Origin of the sequence: Streptomyces sp. NPDC005752 (assembly GCF_040630715.1) — a bacterium.
Lineage (GTDB): Bacteria > Actinomycetota > Actinomycetes > Streptomycetales > Streptomycetaceae > Streptomyces.
Map to the genome: position 1 here is coordinate 67,210 of NZ_JBEXYB010000012.1, position 18,838 is coordinate 86,047.

General features: G+C 71.5%; 11 protein-coding genes and 3 pseudogenes. 3 read left to right on the forward strand and 11 right to left on the reverse strand.

Annotated elements, in window-relative coordinates:
* Positions 1 to 68: 68 nt before the first annotated feature.
* From ABZ441_RS12600 to ABZ441_RS12610, 3 genes are read right to left on the reverse strand one after another with little or no spacing between them, the layout of a single operon-like run.
* Complete coding sequence (locus tag ABZ441_RS12600) at positions 69 to 1,034, reverse strand: alpha/beta hydrolase (protein ID WP_358971740.1); 966 nt, start codon at positions 1,032 to 1,034, stop codon at positions 69 to 71.
* 18 nt (positions 1,035 to 1,052) lie between these two features.
* The gene (locus tag ABZ441_RS12605; protein WP_358971742.1) at positions 1,053 to 2,327 is read right to left on the reverse strand and encodes a beta-ketoacyl-[acyl-carrier-protein] synthase family protein; all 1,275 of its coding nucleotides are present in this window, start codon (positions 2,325 to 2,327) and stop codon (positions 1,053 to 1,055) included.
* Positions 2,324 to 2,557, reverse strand: a complete 234-nt coding sequence (locus ABZ441_RS12610; RefSeq protein ID WP_358971745.1) for an acyl carrier protein — start codon at positions 2,555 to 2,557, stop codon at positions 2,324 to 2,326. The genes ABZ441_RS12605 and ABZ441_RS12610 overlap by 4 nt, the downstream gene beginning before the upstream one ends.
* Before the next feature lie 458 nt (positions 2,558 to 3,015).
* Here ABZ441_RS12610 and ABZ441_RS12615 point away from each other — a divergent pair, with 458 nt between their 5' ends.
* Positions 3,016 to 3,747: a nitroreductase family protein gene (locus ABZ441_RS12615; RefSeq protein WP_358971747.1), complete on the forward strand. Its 732-nt coding sequence runs from the start codon at positions 3,016 to 3,018 to the stop codon at positions 3,745 to 3,747.
* Positions 3,748 to 3,969: 222 nt separating this feature from the next.
* Positions 3,970 to 5,511: a peptidoglycan-binding protein gene (locus ABZ441_RS12620; RefSeq protein ID WP_358971749.1), complete on the forward strand. Its 1,542-nt coding sequence runs from the start codon at positions 3,970 to 3,972 to the stop codon at positions 5,509 to 5,511.
* 300 nt (positions 5,512 to 5,811) lie between these two features.
* On the opposite strand, the pseudogene ABZ441_RS12625 reads toward ABZ441_RS12620, so the two are convergent.
* The 8 genes and pseudogenes from ABZ441_RS12625 to ABZ441_RS12660 all read right to left on the reverse strand — a co-directional run.
* Positions 5,812 to 8,542: pseudogene (locus tag ABZ441_RS12625) on the reverse strand (S8 family serine peptidase); the annotation flags it as partial.
* Between the two features lie 61 nt (positions 8,543 to 8,603).
* Positions 8,604 to 8,819 (reverse strand): annotated as a pseudogene (locus ABZ441_RS12630) (transposase); the annotation flags it as partial.
* 35 nt (positions 8,820 to 8,854) lie between these two features.
* Positions 8,855 to 9,775: pseudogene (locus ABZ441_RS12635) on the reverse strand (S8 family serine peptidase); the annotation flags it as partial.
* Positions 9,776 to 9,981: 206 nt separating this feature from the next.
* Positions 9,982 to 11,121: an XdhC/CoxI family protein gene (locus tag ABZ441_RS12640; RefSeq protein ID WP_358971752.1), complete on the reverse strand. Its 1,140-nt coding sequence runs from the start codon at positions 11,119 to 11,121 to the stop codon at positions 9,982 to 9,984.
* A gap of 39 nt (positions 11,122 to 11,160) precedes the next feature.
* Positions 11,161 to 12,618, reverse strand: coding sequence for an NCS2 family permease (locus ABZ441_RS12645; RefSeq protein WP_358971755.1), 1,458 nt, complete (start codon positions 12,616 to 12,618; stop codon positions 11,161 to 11,163).
* Between the two features lie 213 nt (positions 12,619 to 12,831).
* Positions 12,832 to 15,249, reverse strand: a complete 2,418-nt coding sequence (locus tag ABZ441_RS12650) for a molybdopterin cofactor-binding domain-containing protein (protein WP_358971757.1) — start codon at positions 15,247 to 15,249, stop codon at positions 12,832 to 12,834.
* A gap of 2 nt (positions 15,250 to 15,251) precedes the next feature.
* Positions 15,252 to 15,848 carry a (2Fe-2S)-binding protein gene (locus ABZ441_RS12655; protein ID WP_358971759.1) on the reverse strand — a complete coding sequence of 199 codons (597 nt, stop codon included), beginning with the start codon at positions 15,846 to 15,848 and terminating at the stop codon, positions 15,252 to 15,254.
* Positions 15,849 to 15,850: 2 nt separating this feature from the next.
* On the reverse strand, positions 15,851 to 16,741 hold the full coding sequence (locus ABZ441_RS12660; RefSeq protein ID WP_358971762.1) for a xanthine dehydrogenase family protein subunit M: 891 nt from the start codon (positions 16,739 to 16,741) through the stop codon (positions 15,851 to 15,853).
* A 291-nt stretch (positions 16,742 to 17,032) separates the two neighbouring features.
* On the opposite strand from ABZ441_RS12660, the gene ABZ441_RS12665 reads away from it, so the two are divergent.
* A complete protein-coding gene (locus tag ABZ441_RS12665; RefSeq protein WP_358971765.1) occupies positions 17,033 to 18,748 on the forward strand; it encodes a PucR family transcriptional regulator ligand-binding domain-containing protein in 1,716 nt (571 codons plus the stop codon).
* The last annotated feature ends 90 nt before the right edge of the window (positions 18,749 to 18,838 follow it).

Here is an 18,838-nt window from a genome sequence, read left to right on the forward strand (position 1 = left end):
GCCGCCACCCGGATCGCCGTCACACCGCGAACGGTGTGCCGGAGAAGTCCCGTCGGCGGTGCGTCAGCTCACCGAGACGTCGTACGCCGTGCGGGTGGGCCTGGGAGCGGGGGCGACGCCGCGGTGGCCGGCGCCGGGGTGGCCTCACCGGCCCGCGCCTGATGTGGAAGCCGCACCCCGGCGGGATCGAGCGGCTGGTCCGTGAAGAAGCGGGTCACCAGGGCTGCGACCTCCTCGGACCGCTCCAGCACGACCCAGTGGTCGGATTCCGGCAGGGTGAGGAAGCGGCTTCCCTCGATCGTCCCGGCGAACTCCCGCTGCAGCTCCGGAGACGTCACCGTGTCGTACTCCCCCGCGAAGACGAGGGCCGGGACGCCGGACAGTCCGCCGGAGAAGTCGGGCCGGTCCCCCAGGGCCCGCCGCAGCGAGTCGGCGGCATGCTCGGAGTGGGCGAGCGCGTGCAGGAACGAGCGCCGCACATAGCGCCGGGCGAGCTCCCGGCGGTGCACGGGCCGGTCCGGGTCCAGGCACATCAGCCCGTCGGCGGCCAGCGCCGCGAAGCCCTCCGTGTCACCCTCGGCCAGCGCCTGCGTCGCCCGGTGCCAGTAGGCCCGCCGGTCCTCACCGACCTGTGTGGGGACGCCGCCGAGGACGAGCCGCGCGACGCGTCCCGGGTCGTGCCGGGCGCAGTCGAAGGCGACGGCCGCGCCGTAGGAGAAGCCGAAGAGATTGATCCGGGAGGCACCCAGGTCGTCGATGATCCCGGTGACCGCCGCGCGCAGGACCGGGGCGGCGGGACCGGGTGGGAGGGGGTCGGCCGAGCCCATGCCGGGGAGGTCCGCGGTCACCACATCGGCGACCTGACCCACATGGTCGTCCATCTGCGGCCAGCCGAACATGCCCTGCAGCGCGCCTCCGATCACCAGCACCGGTTCGGTCACCGGTGTTCCGCCGGCGGCCGGGTCGCGGGGCAGGACCCGATAGCCGTAACGCACCCCGTCCACCCTCAGTGAACGGATGATCTCCTCGGGCATGCTGCTCCTCGCTTCCCGTCAGGCTCTGGTGAGCACGAGCGCCGCGTTGTGGCCGCCGAAGCCGAGTGACGTCTTGACGGCACAGTCGAACACCGCGTGCCTGGCCTCCTTGCTCACCACCTCCACGGGGATCTCGGGGTCGGGGGCGTCGAGGTTGGCGGTCGGCGGGACGAGCTGGTGCTGGAGCGCGAGGACGGTCAGGGCGGCCTCGATGCCGCCGGCGGCACCCAGGGCGTGGCCGGTCATGGCCTTCGTCGAGGTGACGAGGGGGTGCTCACCCAGGACGCGGCGCAGCATGACCGCCTCGATGAGGTCGTTGGCGACGGTCGACGTACCGTGCGCGTTGACGTGGCCGACGTCGGAGGCGTCGAGGCCCGCGTCGGCCAGGGCGGTGCGCAGGGCCCTCTCGATACCGAGGCCGTCGGGGTCGGGGGCTACGGCGGAGTGGGCGTCGCTGGAGGCGCCGTAGCCGGCGACCCGGGCACGGACCGTGGCGCCGCGGGCGCGTGCGTGCTCGGGGCGTTCCATCACGAGGAGGCCGGCGCCCTCGCCGACGACGAAGCCGTCACGGTGCGAGTCGAAGGGGCGGCAGGCGGCCGCCGGGTCGTCGCGGCGCGTGGAGACGGCCCGCATCTGGCAGGCGCTGGCGATCAGGAGCCGGGAGCGGACCGATTCCGCGCCGCCCGCGACGACGATGTCGCAGGCCCCGGTACGAAGCATCTGGTGGGCCGTGCCGATGGCCACGGTGCCCGACGAGCACGCGGTGGAGACGGCCTGGCTCGGGCCGTGGACACCCAGGTCCATGGCGACGCTGCTGGCGGCGCCGTTGACGACACTCAGCGGGGCGAGCTTCGGGGAGACGCGCCGTGCTCCGCGCTCGCTGAGGGTGGTGTGCTGTTCGTCGTAGAACGGCAGGCCGCCGTGGGCGGAGCCGATGACCACGGCGACCCGTCCGCTGTCCCAGACCGAGGGGTCGAGTCCGGCGTCGGCGACCGCCTCGCGGGCGGCGATCACGGCGAGCTGGGAGAACCGGTCCATCAGCCGATGCACGGCGACACCCAGGACGGCCCTCGTGTCGAGACCTGCGACGGTGTACATGAAGTCGCAGGGCAGCCCGTCGAGTTCCGGCAGGTGCGGTACGGAGGGGGCGACCGCCGTGTCGCACACACCGCGCCACGCCTGGTCGACTCCCACCCCGGCGGCGGTGACCAGACCGATGCCGGTGACCGCCGCGCTGAACGGCTCGACGCCCGGACGTACGGGCACGGGTGCGAACGGCCCCCGGCCCGTCACGCGCCGGCCTTGCTGCACACGGCCTCGACCAGGCGGCCGACGGTGTCGCGCGACGACAGGACGACGTCCTCCAGATCGATGTCCATCCGGTCCTCGATGAGGAGCCGGAGCTCTTCCAGCGCCAGCGAGTCCAGCCGCAGGTGCCGGAGCGGCACCTCGGGCCGGATGGCCTCCGGGTCGGTTCCGAACCTGGTGACGAGCAAGGCGCTGATCTCTTCCGAGGTGCTCATGTGGACGCTCCTCCGCTCTCGGTACGCGGTGACGCCGACCGCGTGGGGGGTGAGATGGCCATCGGGGACGCCGGCTGCTCGGGAGGGACCCTTTATACGCCTTCACGGCCGCCGTTCCCGACCCCGTTCCCCCGTGAGGAGTGGGGACGGCCAGGTGTGCGATTCCGCCGCGCCGCGAAGGCGGGTGACACGATGGGCACGGACGTACGGACATGAGGCCGCGTCCGAGGACGGGCGCTGCGCGGTGACGCGGCGGCACGACCCGGCGGCACGACCCGGCTCGGCCGAACAGACCGCCGATCGGGCCGCGTTGCACGCATTGCCGGGGCGGAGCGAGGGGCGGCCGCGAGATGCCGGCCGGCCGGCTGCGACGGCGCTGACCTGCACCGTGCCGGGCACGGCACGAGGAGGTCGACGGGGCTCCCCGCAGCGGGTTCTGAGCCGTACACTCCGCGATCATGACCTTCGAAACGGTGTACGCCGACGCTCCTGCCCCGGACGGACCCGCCCTCTTCCCGACCATGTCCACCATGCGCGCCATGCGCCGCCTCAAGCCGGACGCCGTCCCGGACGAGACGATCGACCAGCTCATACAGGCCGCCGTCTGGGGGCCGAGCGGCGGCAACATGCAGTGCTACGAGTACGTGGTCGTCACGGACCGCGCGGTCATGGCCGAACTCGCTCCGCTCTGGAAGCGGTGCGTGGACGCCTACCTCGCGACGACCGGCAAGCACGCGCCCAAGGGCATGGACGACGCGGCGTACGGGCGCATGGTGGCAGCGATCGAGCACCAGCGCGACCACTTCGCGGACACACCTGCGCTGATCATCCCTTGTTACAAGTTCCCGGAGCCGCAGTTCGACGAGGAGGGTCTGGGGGTCTACGCCGCCTCGCTCGGCCCTTCCGGACTCGAGCACATGGCGGGCACCCAGGAACGCTTCCAGGCTCTCGCGGAGGGTTCCTGCGTCTATCCGGGCGTCCAGAACATCCTGCTCGCGGCGCGGGCGCTGGGGCTCGCGGCGAACCTCACCATCTGGCACCTGATGCTGGAGCAGGAGTGGAAGGAGGCCCTCGGGATCCCCTCGGACACCCGCACCTTCGCCGCCATCCCGGTGGGGTGGCCGCAGGGCAACTTCGGGCCGGTCCGCCGCCGCCCGGTGGCCGACGTGGTCCACCGGGACCGCTGGTAGCGACATCGGCGTGCCGTCACCCCCTGCCGGGGTGGCGGCCCATCCGGGAGGGCGTCGGGCGCACTTCGGGAAGAGCAACTCCATTCGGGTGAAAGGGATTTGGACACACGGCGGCGTCGTTGTCATGCTCCGTACAGATAGATAGCCTGTGCGGGCTCAGCGGCCCTCGGCCCACCCCACCGGTCCGGCGGCCTTCCTCTCCCCCACAGACCTGGAGCAGGTATGCCCCGACGCCCCGCCGGCCACACCCGAGGCCGCGCAGCCGTTCTTGCCTCTCTCACCGTCACCGCCCTCGTCACCACCGGCCAGCCGGCCGGCGCCGACTCCGCCGGCACGGACTCGATGAACCAGGCTTTCCAGCAGGCCGCCGAGGAGTACGGCGTACCGCGCGACCTGCTCGCCGCCGTCGGCTACGGCGAGACGCACCTGAACGGACACTCCGGACGGCCCAGCCAGGACAACGGCTACGGCGTGATGCACCTCGTCAGCAACCCCGTCAACCACTCCCTGGAGAAGGCCGCCGCACTGACGGGTGAGTCCACGGCCGATCTGCGCGAGGACACCGGGTCCAACATCCTGGGCGGCGCGGCCGTCCTGCGCAGCCACGCGGACGCACTGGGTCTGGACACGGCGGAGCGGTCGGACATCAACGCCTGGTATCCGGCCGTGGCCCGTTACAGCGGAACCGAGGGCGCTGTCTCCGCCCTCTACGCCGACACCGTCTACACCTTCCTCGCCCAGGGCCTGCGGGCCACCGTGGCCGGCGGCGAACGGGTATCCGTCACCTCCCGCCCGGTCTCCCCGGACAAGGGCCCCCTCGCGAAGGCGGACGTCACCGCCCAGAGCCCCGACTACCCTCCGGCGCTCTGGGTGGCCGCCAACTCCGCCAACTTCGCGACGGGTCGCACGGCCACGGTGGACAAGGTCGTCATCCACGTCACCCAGGGCTCGTACGCCGGGACCATCAGCTGGTTCCAGAACGCGACGTCGAAGGTCAGCTCCCACTACGTGGTCCGTTCGTCGGACGGCCAGATCACCCAGATGGTGCGCGACAAGGACACCGCGTACCACGCCAAGAGCGCCAATGCCTCGTCGCTCGGCATCGAGCACGAGGGCTTCGTCGACGACCCGTCGTGGTTCACCGACACGATGTACCGCTCCTCCGCGGCGCTGACGACCTATCTGTGCGACCGGTACGGCATCCCCAAGGACCGGGCACACGTCATCGGGCACAGTGAGGCCCCCGGGAACGACCACACCGACCCGGGCGCCAACTGGAACTGGACCTACTACATGCAGCTCGTCGGCGGCTCCAGCGGCGCCGACGGCCTGAGCTTCGGGGCGTACACGACCCAGAAGTCGGGCTCGACGGGCCCGCAGGTGAAGGCCGTGCAGACGCTGCTCAACCAGCAGGGTTACGAGGCGGGCACAGCGGACGGCGTGTTCGGCTCCGCCACCAGGAGCGCGGTGCAGGCGTTCCAGACCGCGCGTGGGCTCTCCGCCGACGGCACCGTCGGCCCGAAGACCTGGACCGCGCTGCTCTCCGCCGGCACCACCCCGACGCTCGTGTCGGGCGCCTCGGGCGACGCCGTGAAGCGACTGCAGCGGTCGCTGACCGCGGCGCTCGGCAGGACCGTGTCCGTCGACGGGGCCTTCGGTGCGAACACGGACAAGGCCGTCCGCGACTACCAGAGCACACGGGGCCTGTCGGCCGACGGCAGCGTCGGCCCCAGCACCTGGGCCGCGCTGCAGGCCGGGCGCTGATCTCCGCCGCACCGTGTTCCGGTGCCCCGCGCCCGCCCGCCGGGTAACCCCACCCCCCATGTCCCCAGTCGGCATGCGGCGCACTGACCCAGAAGGGCACACGCTGCGGGCGTCCGGCGATGAAGGACGCCTCGCGGTGCGACCGGCACCGGGGACTGGTCGACGTACACCGTCGCGCGGCGCAAGGCCCGGGAGAAGGCGGCCCGCCGCAGGTGAGACGGAGCGGCCGGACCGTGCGACGGAGTGGTCCCGCACCCCCACACGGGATGCGGGACCACCTCGACCGGACGGCTCAGCAGCTCACTTCAGACCGAACGCCTTGATGATCTCCTGGTCGACGGCCAGGCCGCCGGGACCCTCGGTGTGTGCTCTGAGCGAGACCGAGGAGGCACCCTCGGCAGGCGCCCTCAGCTCCGCGGTCCACTCACCCGCCGCGCCCTTGCGCAGATTCACCGCGCTCCACGTCGCACCCTCGTCGTAGCTGACGGACAGCGAGGCCTTGTTCGCCTTCACCGCACCGTCGAGCCATGCCTGGGTGCCGGACTCGATGCCGACCTCGACCGGCTTGCCGGCCCTGACGTCACCGGCCAGATCGGTGTCCACGTCGTAGTCGAGCTGGAGCAGCGGGATGTCGGCCCGCTCGGTGCCGTCCGGCAGGGCTCCCGAGACGTAGTCCCACTCGGTGTGCGTACGCGTGGAGGTCTTCCAGGTGGCCTCGTCCCGCACCGAGTCGATCACCAGGCGGTACGGCACCTTCGCGGACGACAGGTTTCCGATGTGACCGGCCCGTCCCGCACCCTTCTTGATCAGGGTGTCGCCCTGGTAGAAGGCGTAGGACGTGGTGTCGTACTCGTCCGCGGGCATCGAGCCGGAGTGGCCCTCACCCGAGTCCGTCCACGGCGTGATGTTGAACTGCATGTCGTTGTACGACGTACGGAAGGGGCCCCAGTAACCCGTGCCCAGACGGGGACCCGTGACCGGGGCGAACCAGTCGGACCGGTAGGTGCGGCCCGCCCTGTAGTCGAGTTCGGGGCTGCGCATCTCGTGCGCCGTCTCGGTGGCGTCGCCGTTGAGCACGGAGTGGTTCTCGTACCAGAAGGAGGCGCCCGGGAGCGGGCTGACCCACTCGGTGCGGGTGCCCGGGAACTTCTCGTACTCCTCGAAGCCGAGGCCCGGCCCGTAGTCAGGGATGTCGTACCGGTAGCCGCCGCCCAGGGTCGCCTTGTGGCCGTAGAAGGTGTTCTCTACCTTCGCGAGCTGACGTGACGACGGGGCGAAGGCCAGCGAGCGGTCCGGGATGGTGCCGTCGTGGCGGTCCACCAGGTCGTACACGTAACCGGCGAACTTCCGCTGGTCGACCGTGAGCTTCCCACCGCGCTGTGCCGCCCTGATCAGTGTCTCGCCGGCGACCCTCTGCACGGAGGCGACCGGGATGGTGGTCTGCTCGCCGTACGGCGCGTAGCTCTCCATCGCCGCCCCTCGGCCGTCGTTGACGACGAAGAGCGCCTTCGCGCCCGCCGCGAGTGCGTTGGCCAGCCGCTCGGCGGGCGGGACGGCGTCACTGCGGGTCACGATGACGGCCTTGCCCTTGACGCCGCGTCCCCTGTAGTCGGCGGCGGCGCCGTTGCCTGCGAAGACCCCGGTGAGCTTCTGCTCGCTGTCCTCGGCGACGACCGAGCCGTTCTGCACCGTGACCGGGACGTCGTGACCGTCGGCCGTCAGGTCGACCAGTTCCTCGCCCTGGCGCCAGCGGGTGAGGAAGCTGAAGTCGCCCTGGGTGACCTTCTTCGTCGGGCTCGCCCACAGCTGGTCGTAGGTCAGCGGGATCTGGTAGGCGTCACGCTGGACGACGCCTTCGGGGGACGTACGGGCCATGTCGTAGCGCAGCTGCCGGGTCTCGGTCTCCTTCGGGGTGCGCACGCTGACCTTGCGGGCCTCGGAGGCGTCGAGGGTGACCGTGGTCGCCTTGTCGAGGATCGTCTCGGGGGCCGACAGGAACGCCACGGCCTTCGAGTCGGCGCGGTCGCCGTCCACGTCGGCGGAGGTCCAGGCCGTGTAGTTGCCCGGAGGCAGCCGCAGTGTGCTCTCGCCGGAGACCTCGACGAAGCCGAGCTGCGTGTCGCCGAGCGCGGCGAAGACCACGGTGCCGTCCATGGGCTCGCCCGCGCGGTCGCGCAGACGGAGCGTCAGGTCGTGGAGCTCCCGCTCCTTGTTCACGGCGAAGCCGGTGTGGGGCCACCGTCGCGCCGGACGCGTCGGTGGCGACGACCTGGCCGGAGAACCGGGTGTCGTTCGCGACCTTCGACGGGTCGATGGAGAGGACGGCCTGGGCGGTGGAGCCGGCCGGAACGGTCAGTTCGGGAGTGGACAGCGTATAGGCGGCGGCGTCCGTGTCGGTGGCCAGCTTCAGTGTGACGTCCTCGTCGCCCGTGTTGCGGTAGGTGAGGGTGCGCTCGGCGACCGCGTCCTCGGCGCTGTGCGGCCAGTCGTACGACGCGACCTCGACGGAGCCGGTCGCCTCGATCGCCGTGTCGACGGCGGCCTTCACGTCGAGTCGGCCGGTGCCCTGCTCGTACGGCGTGTAGCCGGGCAGCAGCTTCGACGAGCTCATCAGCGTGTCCTTGAGCCGCTGACCGGACCACTCGGGGTGACGCTGCTTCAGGATGGCCGCGGCCCCGGCGACGTGCGGGGTCGCCATCGACGTACCGGACATCTGCTGGTACATGCCCTCGATGCCCGGGGCCGACTGGGAGGCCGCCGCGTTGATGTCGACGCCGGGCGCCGAGAGGTCGGGCTTCAGGCCGTGGGACCGCACGAGCGGGCCCATGGAGGAGAAGGCGGCCCGGCCGTCCTGCTTGTCGACGGCGGCGATGGTGAGCGCGCTCGCGGCGGAGCCGGGCGAGCCGATGGTGCCGGCGCCATAGGCGTTGCCGGCGGCGATCACGAACAGCGGGCCTCCGTCCGCGGAGAGCGCGTCGACGGCCTGTGCCATCGGATCGGTTCCGTCGTCCGGAATGCTGGATCCGAGGCTCGTGACTCCTCCCCCTCATGAATGAGGGGGCTTCTCGTAATGCCGGGTTGGCGTCGCGGCGGACCAGCCCGGCCCGTAGAACGTTGACAGCTCCGACTGTGTCGGCGTGCGCGCTGTGGCCGCACGAGACGCAGTGGAACTTGTCCTGTGTGGGCCGGTTCTCCTTGGCGGTGTGCCCGCATTCGGGGCACTGCCTGGAGGTGTTGCGGGGGTCCACCGCGATCACCTCCCTACCGGCGCTTTCAGCCTTGCTGGTGAGGATCGTCAGGAACACCCCCAGCCAAAGCAGGGGATACCCACGCAAGATCAAGGGATGGAGACGACGTCGGCGCCTTCGGCCTTCGCCCACTCCATCGCCTCGATGATGCCCGAGTCGGCGCCGGACCCCTCGTTGCTCAGGACCTTGCCGACGATCAGGTCGACGGCGGGGGCGACGCCCTTGTCGGCGCCGTCCGAGGCCGCGCCCGAGCCCGCGACGGTGGAGGCGACGTGCGTTCCGTGACCGTTCCCGTCGACGACCTCCTCACCGGGGATGAAGCTCCTGGACAGCGTGATGCGGTTTTTGACGTCCGGGTGCGTCGCGTCGATGCCGGTGTCCAGGACGGCGACCGTGGTGCCCTTGCCGTCGAAGCCCTCCGCCCAGGCCTGCGGTGCGTTCACCTGCGGGACGGAGTCCTTGAGCGCGGCCTCGACCTTGCCGTCGAGCCACAGCTTGGCGATGCCGTTGTCCAGCGAACGGCTCTTCTCCGTACGGGAGATGTCGTTCCAGAAGGTGCGGGCGTCGTCCTTGCCGGCCTTGAGGGCCACGCCGTGGACCGACTCCAGGGTGCGGACCGCCTTGCTGCCGCGCGGGGCGGCGGGCAGCGAACGCGCCACGCCCGCCGGGTAGGTGGCGATCAGCGGAATGCCGCCGGAGCGCCGGTCGTCGTAGCCCATGCCGACCAACGTGGAGATGTTGAACAGCCGACGGTCCAGCTTCTCCGCCGCGATGAGGGCGGTCGCCTCGTCGGGGATGACGTAGATGTCCTCCCCCGCCTGCCGCACGTGCACACCGCCCTTCGCGCCGTCGGGGCGGTCGACGGTGACGGTGTCCTGGTTGCCCGCGCCGTCCGAGTAGTGGACGACGTCGCCGGTGACCAGGGTGATGTCGTAGTCGCGGGCTTCGGATCCTCGGCGGTCCTCGGCATTCGACGGCTTCGGGGCGGCGGTGGCGGAACCCGCCGCGGGAAGCATGACGCCGCTCAGGAGGGCGACGGAGGTCGCTATGAGCAGAGCCCTGCGTCCCGCGCGAGCGGGTCTCGCCCGGCCGGAAACGGCGGAGAGGGAAAATGTCATGCAGCTGATCTACCGGTAAATCCGGTGCTGCGGACGGCCTCACCCCTGGCGTGAAACCACCGTGGCGGCAACCCGCCCGGGATGGACGGCGCCAGTGGAGCGGATCAGGCCACCGATGCCAGCGGTGTGCCCGTGTCGTGGTGGATCGGCGTGTGGGCCCCCTTCAGCGGCAGGCCGGTGCCGCCGCGCCGCTCCGCGACGATCTCCGCCGCGATGGAGAGCGCGGTCTCCTCCGGAGTCCGGGCTCCCAGGTCAAGACCGATCGGCGAGTGCAGGGAAGCCAGTTGGCGCTCGGTGACACCGGCCTCGCGCAGCCTCTCGTTGCGCTCCAGGTGGGTGCGGCGGGAGCCCATCGCGCCGACGTAGGCGACCGGCAGCCGAAGGGCCAGTTCCAGCAGCGGGATGTCGAACTTGGCGTCGTGCGTGAGGACGCAGAGCACCGTGCGCGCGTCGACGTCGGTGGTGGCGAGGTAGCGGTGCGGCCAGTCGACGACGATCTCGTCGGCGTCCGGGAAGCGTGCCGCCGTGGCGAAGACGGGCCGGGCGTCGCAGACGGTGACCCGGTAGCCGAGGAAACGGCCGGCCCGCGTCAGGGCCGCGGCGAAGTCGATGGCGCCGAAGACGATCATCCGGGGCGGTGGGACGCTCGATTCGACGAGGAGGGTGAGGGGGCTGCCGCACCGGGAGCCCCCGGCACCGATGACGACCTCTCCGGTGCGGCCCGTGTCGAGCATCGCGCGCGCCTCCGCCGCGGCCGTACGGTCCAGCTCGGGATGTCCGCCGAGCCCGCCCTCGTACGTGCCGTCGGAGTGCACCAGCAGCGGCTTGCCGAGCAGTTCGTCCGGGCCTCCGGTGACGCGGGCGACCGCCGCCGCGCCCCCCTCCGCGGCGGCCGCGAACGCGGCGGCGAACACCCGGCGCGCGGGGTCGTCCACGCGCACCGGGGTCACCAGGACGTCGATGACGCCGCCGCAGGTCAGACCGACCGCGAAGGCGTCGTCGTCGCTGTACCCGAAGCGGGTCCGCACGGTCGTGCCGTCCTCGATCGCCTGGAGGCACAACTCGTACACCGCGCCCTCCACACATCCGCCGGAGACCGAGCCGATGGCCGTGCCGTCGCTGTCCACGGCGAGGGCGGCGCCCGGCTGCCGGGGCGCGCTGCCGCCGACGGCCACCACGGTGGCCACGGCGAACGCGCGTCCCTGCCCGACCCACCGGTGCAGCTCTTCGGCGATGTCCAGCATGGCGTGTCTCCTTCTGAGGTGCGGAGGGCGAGGGGGGCGTCAGCTGACGCCCAGCCAGCTCTCGATGGGGTGGAGGGCGAAGTACACGACGAAGACCAGCGTCAGGACCCACATGAAGACGCCGACCTCGCGCGCCCTGCCCTGGGCGAGCTTGATGGCCGCGTAGGAGATGACGCCCGCGGCGACACCGGTGGTGATGGTGTACGTGAACGGCATCAGGACGACGGTGAGGAATACCGGTACGGCGACGGAGCGGTCGCCCCAGTCCACGTGCCGGGCGTTCTGCATCATCATCGCGCCGATGACGACCAGGGCGGCGGAGGCCACCTCGGCGGGCACGATCGTCGTGAGCGGGGTGAAGAAGAGGCAGGCTGCGAAGAAGAGCCCGGTGACGACGGAGGCGAGCCCGGTGCGGGCCCCCTCCCCGACGCCGGTCGCCGACTCCACGAACACGGTCTGGCCGGAGCCCCCGGCCACGCCGCCGATGGCACCGCCCGCCCCGTCGATGAACAGAGCCTTGGACAGGCCCGGCATCCGGCCCTTGTCGTCCGCGAGCTTCGCCTCCGTGCCGACCCCGATGATGGTGGCCATGGCGTCGAAGAAGCCGGCCAGGACGAGCGTGAAGACGATCATGCCGACCGTCATCACACCGACGTCACCCCAGCCACCGAACTCGACGTCGCCGAAGAGCGAGAAGTCCGGTGAGGAGACCGCGCTGCCGCTCAGCTCGGGCGGGCCGCTGCTCCATGCCTTCGGGTCGATGTCGCCGACGGCGTTGACGACGATCGCCGCCAGGGTGCCGACGACGATGCCGATCAGGATCGCGCCGGGGACGTTGCGCGCCTGCAGCATGAAGATCAGCAGAAGGGTGACGGCGAAGACGAGGACCGGCCAGCCGGCGAGTTCGCCCGCCGGGCCGAGGGAGAGCGGGGTCGCGGTGCCCTGGTGGACGAAGCCGGCCTTGAAGAGGCCGATGAGGGCGATGAAGAGACCGATCCCGATCGTGATGCCGTGCTTCAGCGCGAGCGGGATGGCGTTCATGATCATCTCGCGGAGGCCGGTCACGACCAGGAGGCAGATCACCACACCGTAGATCACACACATGCCCATGGCCTGCGGCCAGGTCATGGCCGGCGCGACCTGCGAGGCGAGCACACCGGAGACGCTCAGGCCCGCCGCGAGCGCGAGCGGGACCTTACCGACGAAGCCCATCAGCAGGGTGGTGGCGGCCGCCGCGAGCGCGGTGGCAGTGATCAGGCCGGGCTGGCTCAGCAGCTGGCCGTCGACGTCCTTGCCGCCGAGGATGAGCGGATTGAGCAGGAGGATGTACGCCATGGCCATGAAGGTCGTGACGCCGCCGCGCACTTCGCGTGCGACGGTCGATCCGCGTTCGGATATGTGGAAGTACCGGTCGAGCCAGGACCGTCCGGCGGGGACGTGCGAGCCGGGGCCCGCGTCCTTTGCGCCGGTCCTGGGTTCCACGGACTGCTGGGTCATGTTGCCTGACTCCCAAGGTTCACAGGGGCACCCGCGTGGAGCTGTCGTGATTGCGGGATTTGGGATGACTGCGAGGCGCACGACCCGGGGGACGGCCCGAGGCGAACTCTGCGTGCAGATGGAGAGGTTGTTCGTTGGCTCCGGACGGCGCGCGGTGCGGGGAAGTGTGACGTTCACCGCGGGCACGCACCGCCCGGAGGGTCGTGGCGGCCGTCAGGTACCGGTGATGTGCTCGGGGCGCACCGGTGTCCTGTCGAGCTCCAGGCCCGTCGCGTTCCGGATCGCCGCGAGGACGGCCGGGGTGGACGACAGGGTCGGGGCCTCGCCGACGCCGCGCAACCCGTACGGGGCGTGGTCGTCGGCGAGTTCGAGCACGTCGACCGGGATGGTCGGTGTGTCGAGGATGGTGGGGATCAGGTAGTCCGTGAAGGACGGGTTGCGTACCTTCGCCGTCTTCGGGTCGACGATGATCTCCTCCATGACGGCGACACCCAGCCCCTGGGTCGTGCCGCCCTGGATCTGGCCCACGACCGACAGCGGGTTGAGCGCCTTGCCGACGTCCTGGGCGCACGCGAGCTCGATGACCTTGACCAGGCCGAGCTCGGTGTCGACCTCGACGACCGCGCGGTGCGCGGCGAAGGAGTACTGGACGTGGCCGTTGCCCTGGCCGGTGCGCAGGTCGAACGCCTCGGTGGGCCGGTGGCGCCACTCCAGCTCGACGTCGACGCTCTCGTCCTCCAGCACGTCGGCGAGCGAGGCGAGCACCTCGCCGCCGTCGGTGACGACCTTGCCTCCCTCCAGGAGGAGTTCGGCGGTGGCCCAGGCGGGGTGGTACGTGCCGAACTTGCGGCGGCCGATCTCCAGGACCTTGTCCCGGACGGCCTCGCAGGAGTTCTTCACGGCGCCCCCGGTGACGTACGTCTGCCGGGAGGCGGAGGTGGAGCCGGCGGATCCGACCTGGGTGTCCGCCGGGTGGATGGTGACCTGGTTGACCCCGAGTTCGGTGCGGGCGATCTGGGCGTGCACGGTGACTCCGCCCTGCCCGACCTCCGCCATCGCGGTGTGCACGGTGGCCACCGGTTCCCCGTTGATGACCTCCATCCGCACCCGGGCGGTGGAGTAGTCGTCGAAGCCCTCGGAGAAGCCGACGTTCTTCAGACCGACGGCGTATCCGACACCGCGCACGACGCCTTCGCCGTGGGTCGTGTTGGACAGGCCCCCCGGCAGCGCTCGTACGTCGACGGAGCTGCCCTCCGCGTCGGCCGACAGCCACTGCTGCTCGGGCGGCATCGGGCGGGCCTTGACGCGGCGCAGCAGTTCGGCGACGGGCGCCGGCGAGTCGACGGGCTGCCCGGTGGGGAGCAGGGTGCCCTGCTCCATGGCGTTCAGCTGCCGGAGTTCGACCGGGTCCATGTCCAGGGCGGCGGCGAGCTTGTCCATCTGGGCCTCGTAGGCGAAGCACGCCTGGACCGCACCGAAGCCGCGCATGGCGCCGCAGGGCGGGTTGTTGGAGTAGAGGGCGATCGCCTCGATGTCCACGTCCTCTACGACGTACGGCCCGACGGCGAGCGAGGAGGCGTTGCCGACGACGGCCGGGGACGCGGAGGCGTAGGCGCCGCCGTCCAGCACGATCCGGCACTTCATGTGGGTGAGCTTGCCGTCCTTGGTGGCCCCGTGCTCGTAGTGGAGCTTCGCGGGGTGACGGTGGACGTGTCCGAAGAAGGACTCGAAGCGGTTGTAGACCATCTTGACGGGCTTGCCGGCGCGCAGCGCCAGCAGGCAGGCGTGGATCTGCATCGACAGGTCCTCGCGCCCGCCGAAGGCACCGCCGACGCCGGAGAGCGTCATGCGCACCTTGTCCTCGGGGAGGCCGAGTACGGGGGCGATCTGGCGGAGGTCGGAGTGCAGCCACTGGGTGGCGACGTACAGCTCGACACCGCCGTCCTCGGACGGTACCGCGAGGCCGGACTCCGGTCCGAGGAAGGCCTGGTCCTGCATCCCGAAGACGTAGTCGCCGGTGACGATCACGTCGGCGCGCTCGGCGGCCGCGTCGGCGTCACCCCGGACGATGGGCTGGCGGTGGACGATGTTGGGGTGCGGCACGTGCCCGATGTGGTGGTCGGCGCGGCCTTCGTGGACGAGCACCGCGCCGGGGGCGGTCGCGGACGCCTCGTCCGTGACGACCGGCAGTTCCGCGTAGTCGATCCGGATCTTGGCGGCGGCGCGGCGCGCGGTCTCGGGGTGGTCTGCGGCGACGAGCGCCACGGGTTCGCCGTGGTGGCGGACCTTGCCGTGGGCGAGTACGGGGGTGTCCTGGATCTCCAGCCCGTAGTTCTTCATCTCGGCGGGCAGGTCGTCGTAGGTCAGCACGGCGTAGACACCGGGTGTGGCGACCGCCTCGCCGATGTCGATCGACCGGATCTCGGCGTGCGCGACCGTGGAGCGGAGCGTGTGGCCCCACAGCATGTCCTCGTGCCACATGTCCGAGGAGTACGCGAACTCGCCGGTGACCTTGAGGGTGCCGTCGGGGCGCAGGGTGGACTCGCCGATGCCGCCCCGGGTCTCGGAGCCCTGGGTGATCTTTGTGGGGGTGCCGGCCGGTACGGACGCGGCTCGTGGGTGCAGCGCCATGGCTATCGGACCGCCTCTTCCTGACGGGCGGCCGCGAGGCGGACCGCGTCGAGGATCTTCTCGTAACCGGTGCACCGGCAGAGGTTGCCGGAGAGCGCCTCGCGGATGTCCTGGTCGGACGGCGAGGGGTGGGTCTCCAGCAGTTCGTCCGCGGCGACCAGCAGGCCGGGGGTGCAGAAGCCGCACTGCACGGCGCCCGCGTCGATGAACGCCTGTTGGATCGGGGAGAGTTCCGCCGCGTCGGCGCTCTGTCCGTCGGTGGGCCTGGCCTGCCATCGCTGGGCCCGGTCGAGCGAGGTGCCGCATGTGCCGGCGGCGCAGCCGGCGCCGGGGTGGGAGTCGTCGCGGTGCCGGGCGTAGTCCGCCAGCCCCTCGACGGTGACGATCTCGCGGCCTTCCGCCTGGCCTGCCGCGACGAGACAGGAACAGACGGGCACGCCGTCGAGGCGGACCGTGCAGGAGCCGCATTCACCCTGTTCACAGGCGTTCTTGGAGCCGGGGAGCCCCATGCGCTCACGCAGGACGTACAGGAGGGACTCGCCCTCCCAGACGTCGTCCGCCTCCTGCTTCCGGCCGTTGACCGTGAAATTCACTCGCATGGTTAAGCAGCTCCTTCGAGGGTGCGTCCCGCTCCGCGGTACTGCTCCCAGGTCCAGCCCAGCGTGCGGCGGGCCATGATGCCGACGGCGTGCCTGCGGTAGGCGGCGGTACCCCGTACGTCGTCGATGGGGTTGCAGGCCCCGGCGGCGAGCTGGGCGAACTGCTTGGCCACGGAAGGCGTGATGATCTTCCCGCTCTCCCAGAACCCGCCCTCCTCCAGCGCGGCGTTGAGGAAGTCCTCGGCCTCCCTCGCACGTACCGGGGTCGGGGCGGCGGAGCCGATCCCCGTGCGCACGGTGCGGCTCTCGGGGTGAAGGGCGAGGCCGAAGGCGCAGACGGCGATGACCATCGCGTTGCGGGTGCCCACCTTGGAGTACTGCTGCGGGCCGTCGGCCTTCTGGATGTGCACGGCCCGGATCAGCTCGTCCGGGGCGAGGGCGTTGCGCTTGACGCCGGTGTAGAAGTCGTCGATCGGGATCATCCGCGTCCCCCGTACGGACGCGGCTTCCACCTCGGCGCCCGCGGCGAGCAGCGCCGGGTGGGCGTCGCCGGCGGGAGAGGCGGTCCCCAGGTTGCCGCCGACACCGCCGCGGTTGCGGATCTGCGGCGAGGCGACGGTGTGCGAGGCGAGGGCGAGACCGGGCAGTTCGGCCCGCAGGTGCTCCATGACGGCGCTGTACGGCACGGAGGCTCCGAGGCGTACGGAGTCCGGGCCCACCTGCCACTCGGACAGCTCACCGATGCGGTTCAGGTCCATGAGGTGTTCGGGCCGCCGGTGGTCGAAGTTGATCTCGACCATCACGTCGGTGCCACCCGCGATGGGCACAGCCGTCGGGTGCTCGGCCTTGGCGGCGAGCGCCTCCTCCCAGCTGGCGGGGCGAAGGAAGTCCATTGAACGGCTCTCTTCTTCTCGATCGGGTCGTTCGGCTGGGGCTGGGGACGGCCGGCCCGCCGGCCTGCCCGCCTTCGACGGGGGCCGTTCCTGTGTTGTTGACGCAGTGTGTGACCCAGTACACAAGGCTTGCTCCACTCGGTGCAGTCACCGAAACCATGAAGGAACTGGCTGGTCCTCATCCGTGTCTTGTAGATTCGAACGAATGGCGGGTACCGGTGACCTCACCGCAACTCACAGGTGACCTCCGCCGCCCCCACACACCCACGAAGAGATCGGCGGCAATCGACCATGCGGCTGCGCGCACTGCTGGACACCGAGGCCATGGGGCTGCGGCTGCTCGGCGGCGAGGACGAACTCGACCGGCCGGTCCGGGGAGTCATGACGACCGACCTGCGCGACCCGAGCCGCTACCTCTCCGGCGGGGAGCTGGTCCTCACCGGGCTGGCATGGCGCCGGGACGACACGGACTCGGAACCGTTCGTCCGGATCCTGGCGAACGCCGGGGTCGCCGGTCTGGCGGCGGGCGAGGCGGAGCTCGGGGCCGTGCCCGACGATCTGGTCGAGGCATGTCTGCGGCACCGGCTCCCCCTCTTCGCCGTCGACGAGACGGTGGCGTTCGCGACGATCACCGAGCACGTCGTGCGGCAGGTCTCCGGCGAGCGGGCCGGAGACCTGGCGGCGGTCGTCGACCGCCACCGCAGGCTGATGACGTCGGGCCCGGCCGGCGGCGGTCCCGACGTGGTGCTCGACCTCCTCACCTCCGACCTCGACCTGCACGCATGGGTCCTGTCCCCCACGGGCCGGCAGATCGCCGGGGCCGGTGAGCCGCTGCCCCCGCAGGTCGGGGCGGAGCTGGCGGGCCGGCATCTCGCGGCGACCCGTACCGGCCGTCCGGGGCCGCACCGGGCGGAGGTGGACGGCACGGCCTACTCCCTGTTCCCGGTACGCGACACCGCACGGAGCACCCTGCCGGCCCCGTCCCGCGATGTGCGGGAGACGGTGCTCTCGGACTGGCTGCTGGCAGTGGCGGCCGACGCCGGCGAATGGCCGGCGGCCCGTCTGGACCTGCTCCAGGGGGTCACCCAGCTGATCGCGGTCGAACGGGACCGCCGCGACGCCGCCCGCTCGGTACGCCGCAGGCTCGCCCAGGAGGTCCTGGAGCTGGTCCAGGCGGGCGCCCCGCCCGCCGAGATCGCTGCCAGGCTGCGGGTGGCCGCCCCGGTCCTGCTGCCGGGCCTCGGCACGGCACCGCACTGGCAGGTCGTGGTCGCCCGGGTCGAGTGGGCGGCGGACGGTACGCACCTGTCGGGCGGCCGGGCCGCGCAGGCCCTGCTGGAGGAGATCCTGGTCGATCCGGCGGTGACCGGCCCGGACTCGGTGGACCGGATCGCCGTGGCACACACGGATGACGAGGCCATCGCCCTCGTACCACTGACCGCGCTCGCCCCTCGGGGCTCCGACGGGGCGGACGCCCCGGAGGAGGCCGACGCTCCGGAGCCGCGGGACGCCGCGCTGCATGCCGATGCCCTGCTCTCCGCCGTACGCGCGCCGCTCGCCGCCGGCCTCGCCGACGACGGCCGTCTGACACTGGGTGTCAGCGCCGCCGTCCATTCGGCCGAGGGGCTGCGCGGCGCGCTGGAGGAGGCCAGGCACGCCCGCCGGGTCGCGGCGGCCCGGCCGGGCCCGGTCTGTGCGGCGGGCCACCACGAACTCGCCTCGCACGTCCTGCTGCTGCCCTTCGTCCCCGACGACGTCCGCCGTGCCTTCACCGCCCGGCTCCTGGACCCGCTGCGGGACTACGACCGGCGGCACCGCGCTGAGCTGATCGAGACACTGGAGGCCTTCCTGGACTGCGACGGATCCTGGACCCGCTGCGCGGCCCGGCTGCACCTTCACGTCAACACACTGCGCTATCGCGTCGGACGTATCGAGCAGTTGACGGGACGTGACCTTTCGCGCCTCGAGGACAAGCTCGACTTCTTCCTCGCCCTGCGTATGAGCTGACCTCCCGGGTCCGCCGGAGACCTCCCGGGCTCCTGGTGATTGTGAAATCTTTCACCTGAGATCGATCCGACCCCTTGGCCCGGCGTGCCA

What these genes read in the sequence shown, in the direction of transcription:
- ABZ441_RS12655 (WP_358971759.1), bottom strand. Translation starts at nt 15,848, where the DNA reads ATGCGAGTGAATTTCACGGTCAACGGCCGGAAGCAGGAGGCGGACGAC.
- ABZ441_RS12610 (WP_358971745.1), bottom strand. Translation starts at nt 2,557, where the DNA reads ATGAGCACCTCGGAAGAGATCAGCGCCTTGCTCGTCACCAGGTTCGGA.
- ABZ441_RS12615 (WP_358971747.1), top strand. Translation starts at nt 3,016, where the DNA reads ATGACCTTCGAAACGGTGTACGCCGACGCTCCTGCCCCGGACGGACCC.
- ABZ441_RS12640 (WP_358971752.1), bottom strand. Translation starts at nt 11,121, where the DNA reads ATGCTGGACATCGCCGAAGAGCTGCACCGGTGGGTCGGGCAGGGACGC.
- ABZ441_RS12665 (WP_358971765.1), top strand. Translation starts at nt 17,033, where the DNA reads ATGCGGCTGCGCGCACTGCTGGACACCGAGGCCATGGGGCTGCGGCTG.
- ABZ441_RS12645 (WP_358971755.1), bottom strand. Translation starts at nt 12,618, where the DNA reads ATGACCCAGCAGTCCGTGGAACCCAGGACCGGCGCAAAGGACGCGGGC.
- ABZ441_RS12650 (WP_358971757.1), bottom strand. Translation starts at nt 15,249, where the DNA reads ATGGCGCTGCACCCACGAGCCGCGTCCGTACCGGCCGGCACCCCCACA.
- ABZ441_RS12600 (WP_358971740.1), bottom strand. Translation starts at nt 1,034, where the DNA reads ATGCCCGAGGAGATCATCCGTTCACTGAGGGTGGACGGGGTGCGTTAC.
- ABZ441_RS12660 (WP_358971762.1), bottom strand. Translation starts at nt 16,741, where the DNA reads ATGGACTTCCTTCGCCCCGCCAGCTGGGAGGAGGCGCTCGCCGCCAAG.
- ABZ441_RS12620 (WP_358971749.1), top strand. Translation starts at nt 3,970, where the DNA reads ATGCCCCGACGCCCCGCCGGCCACACCCGAGGCCGCGCAGCCGTTCTT.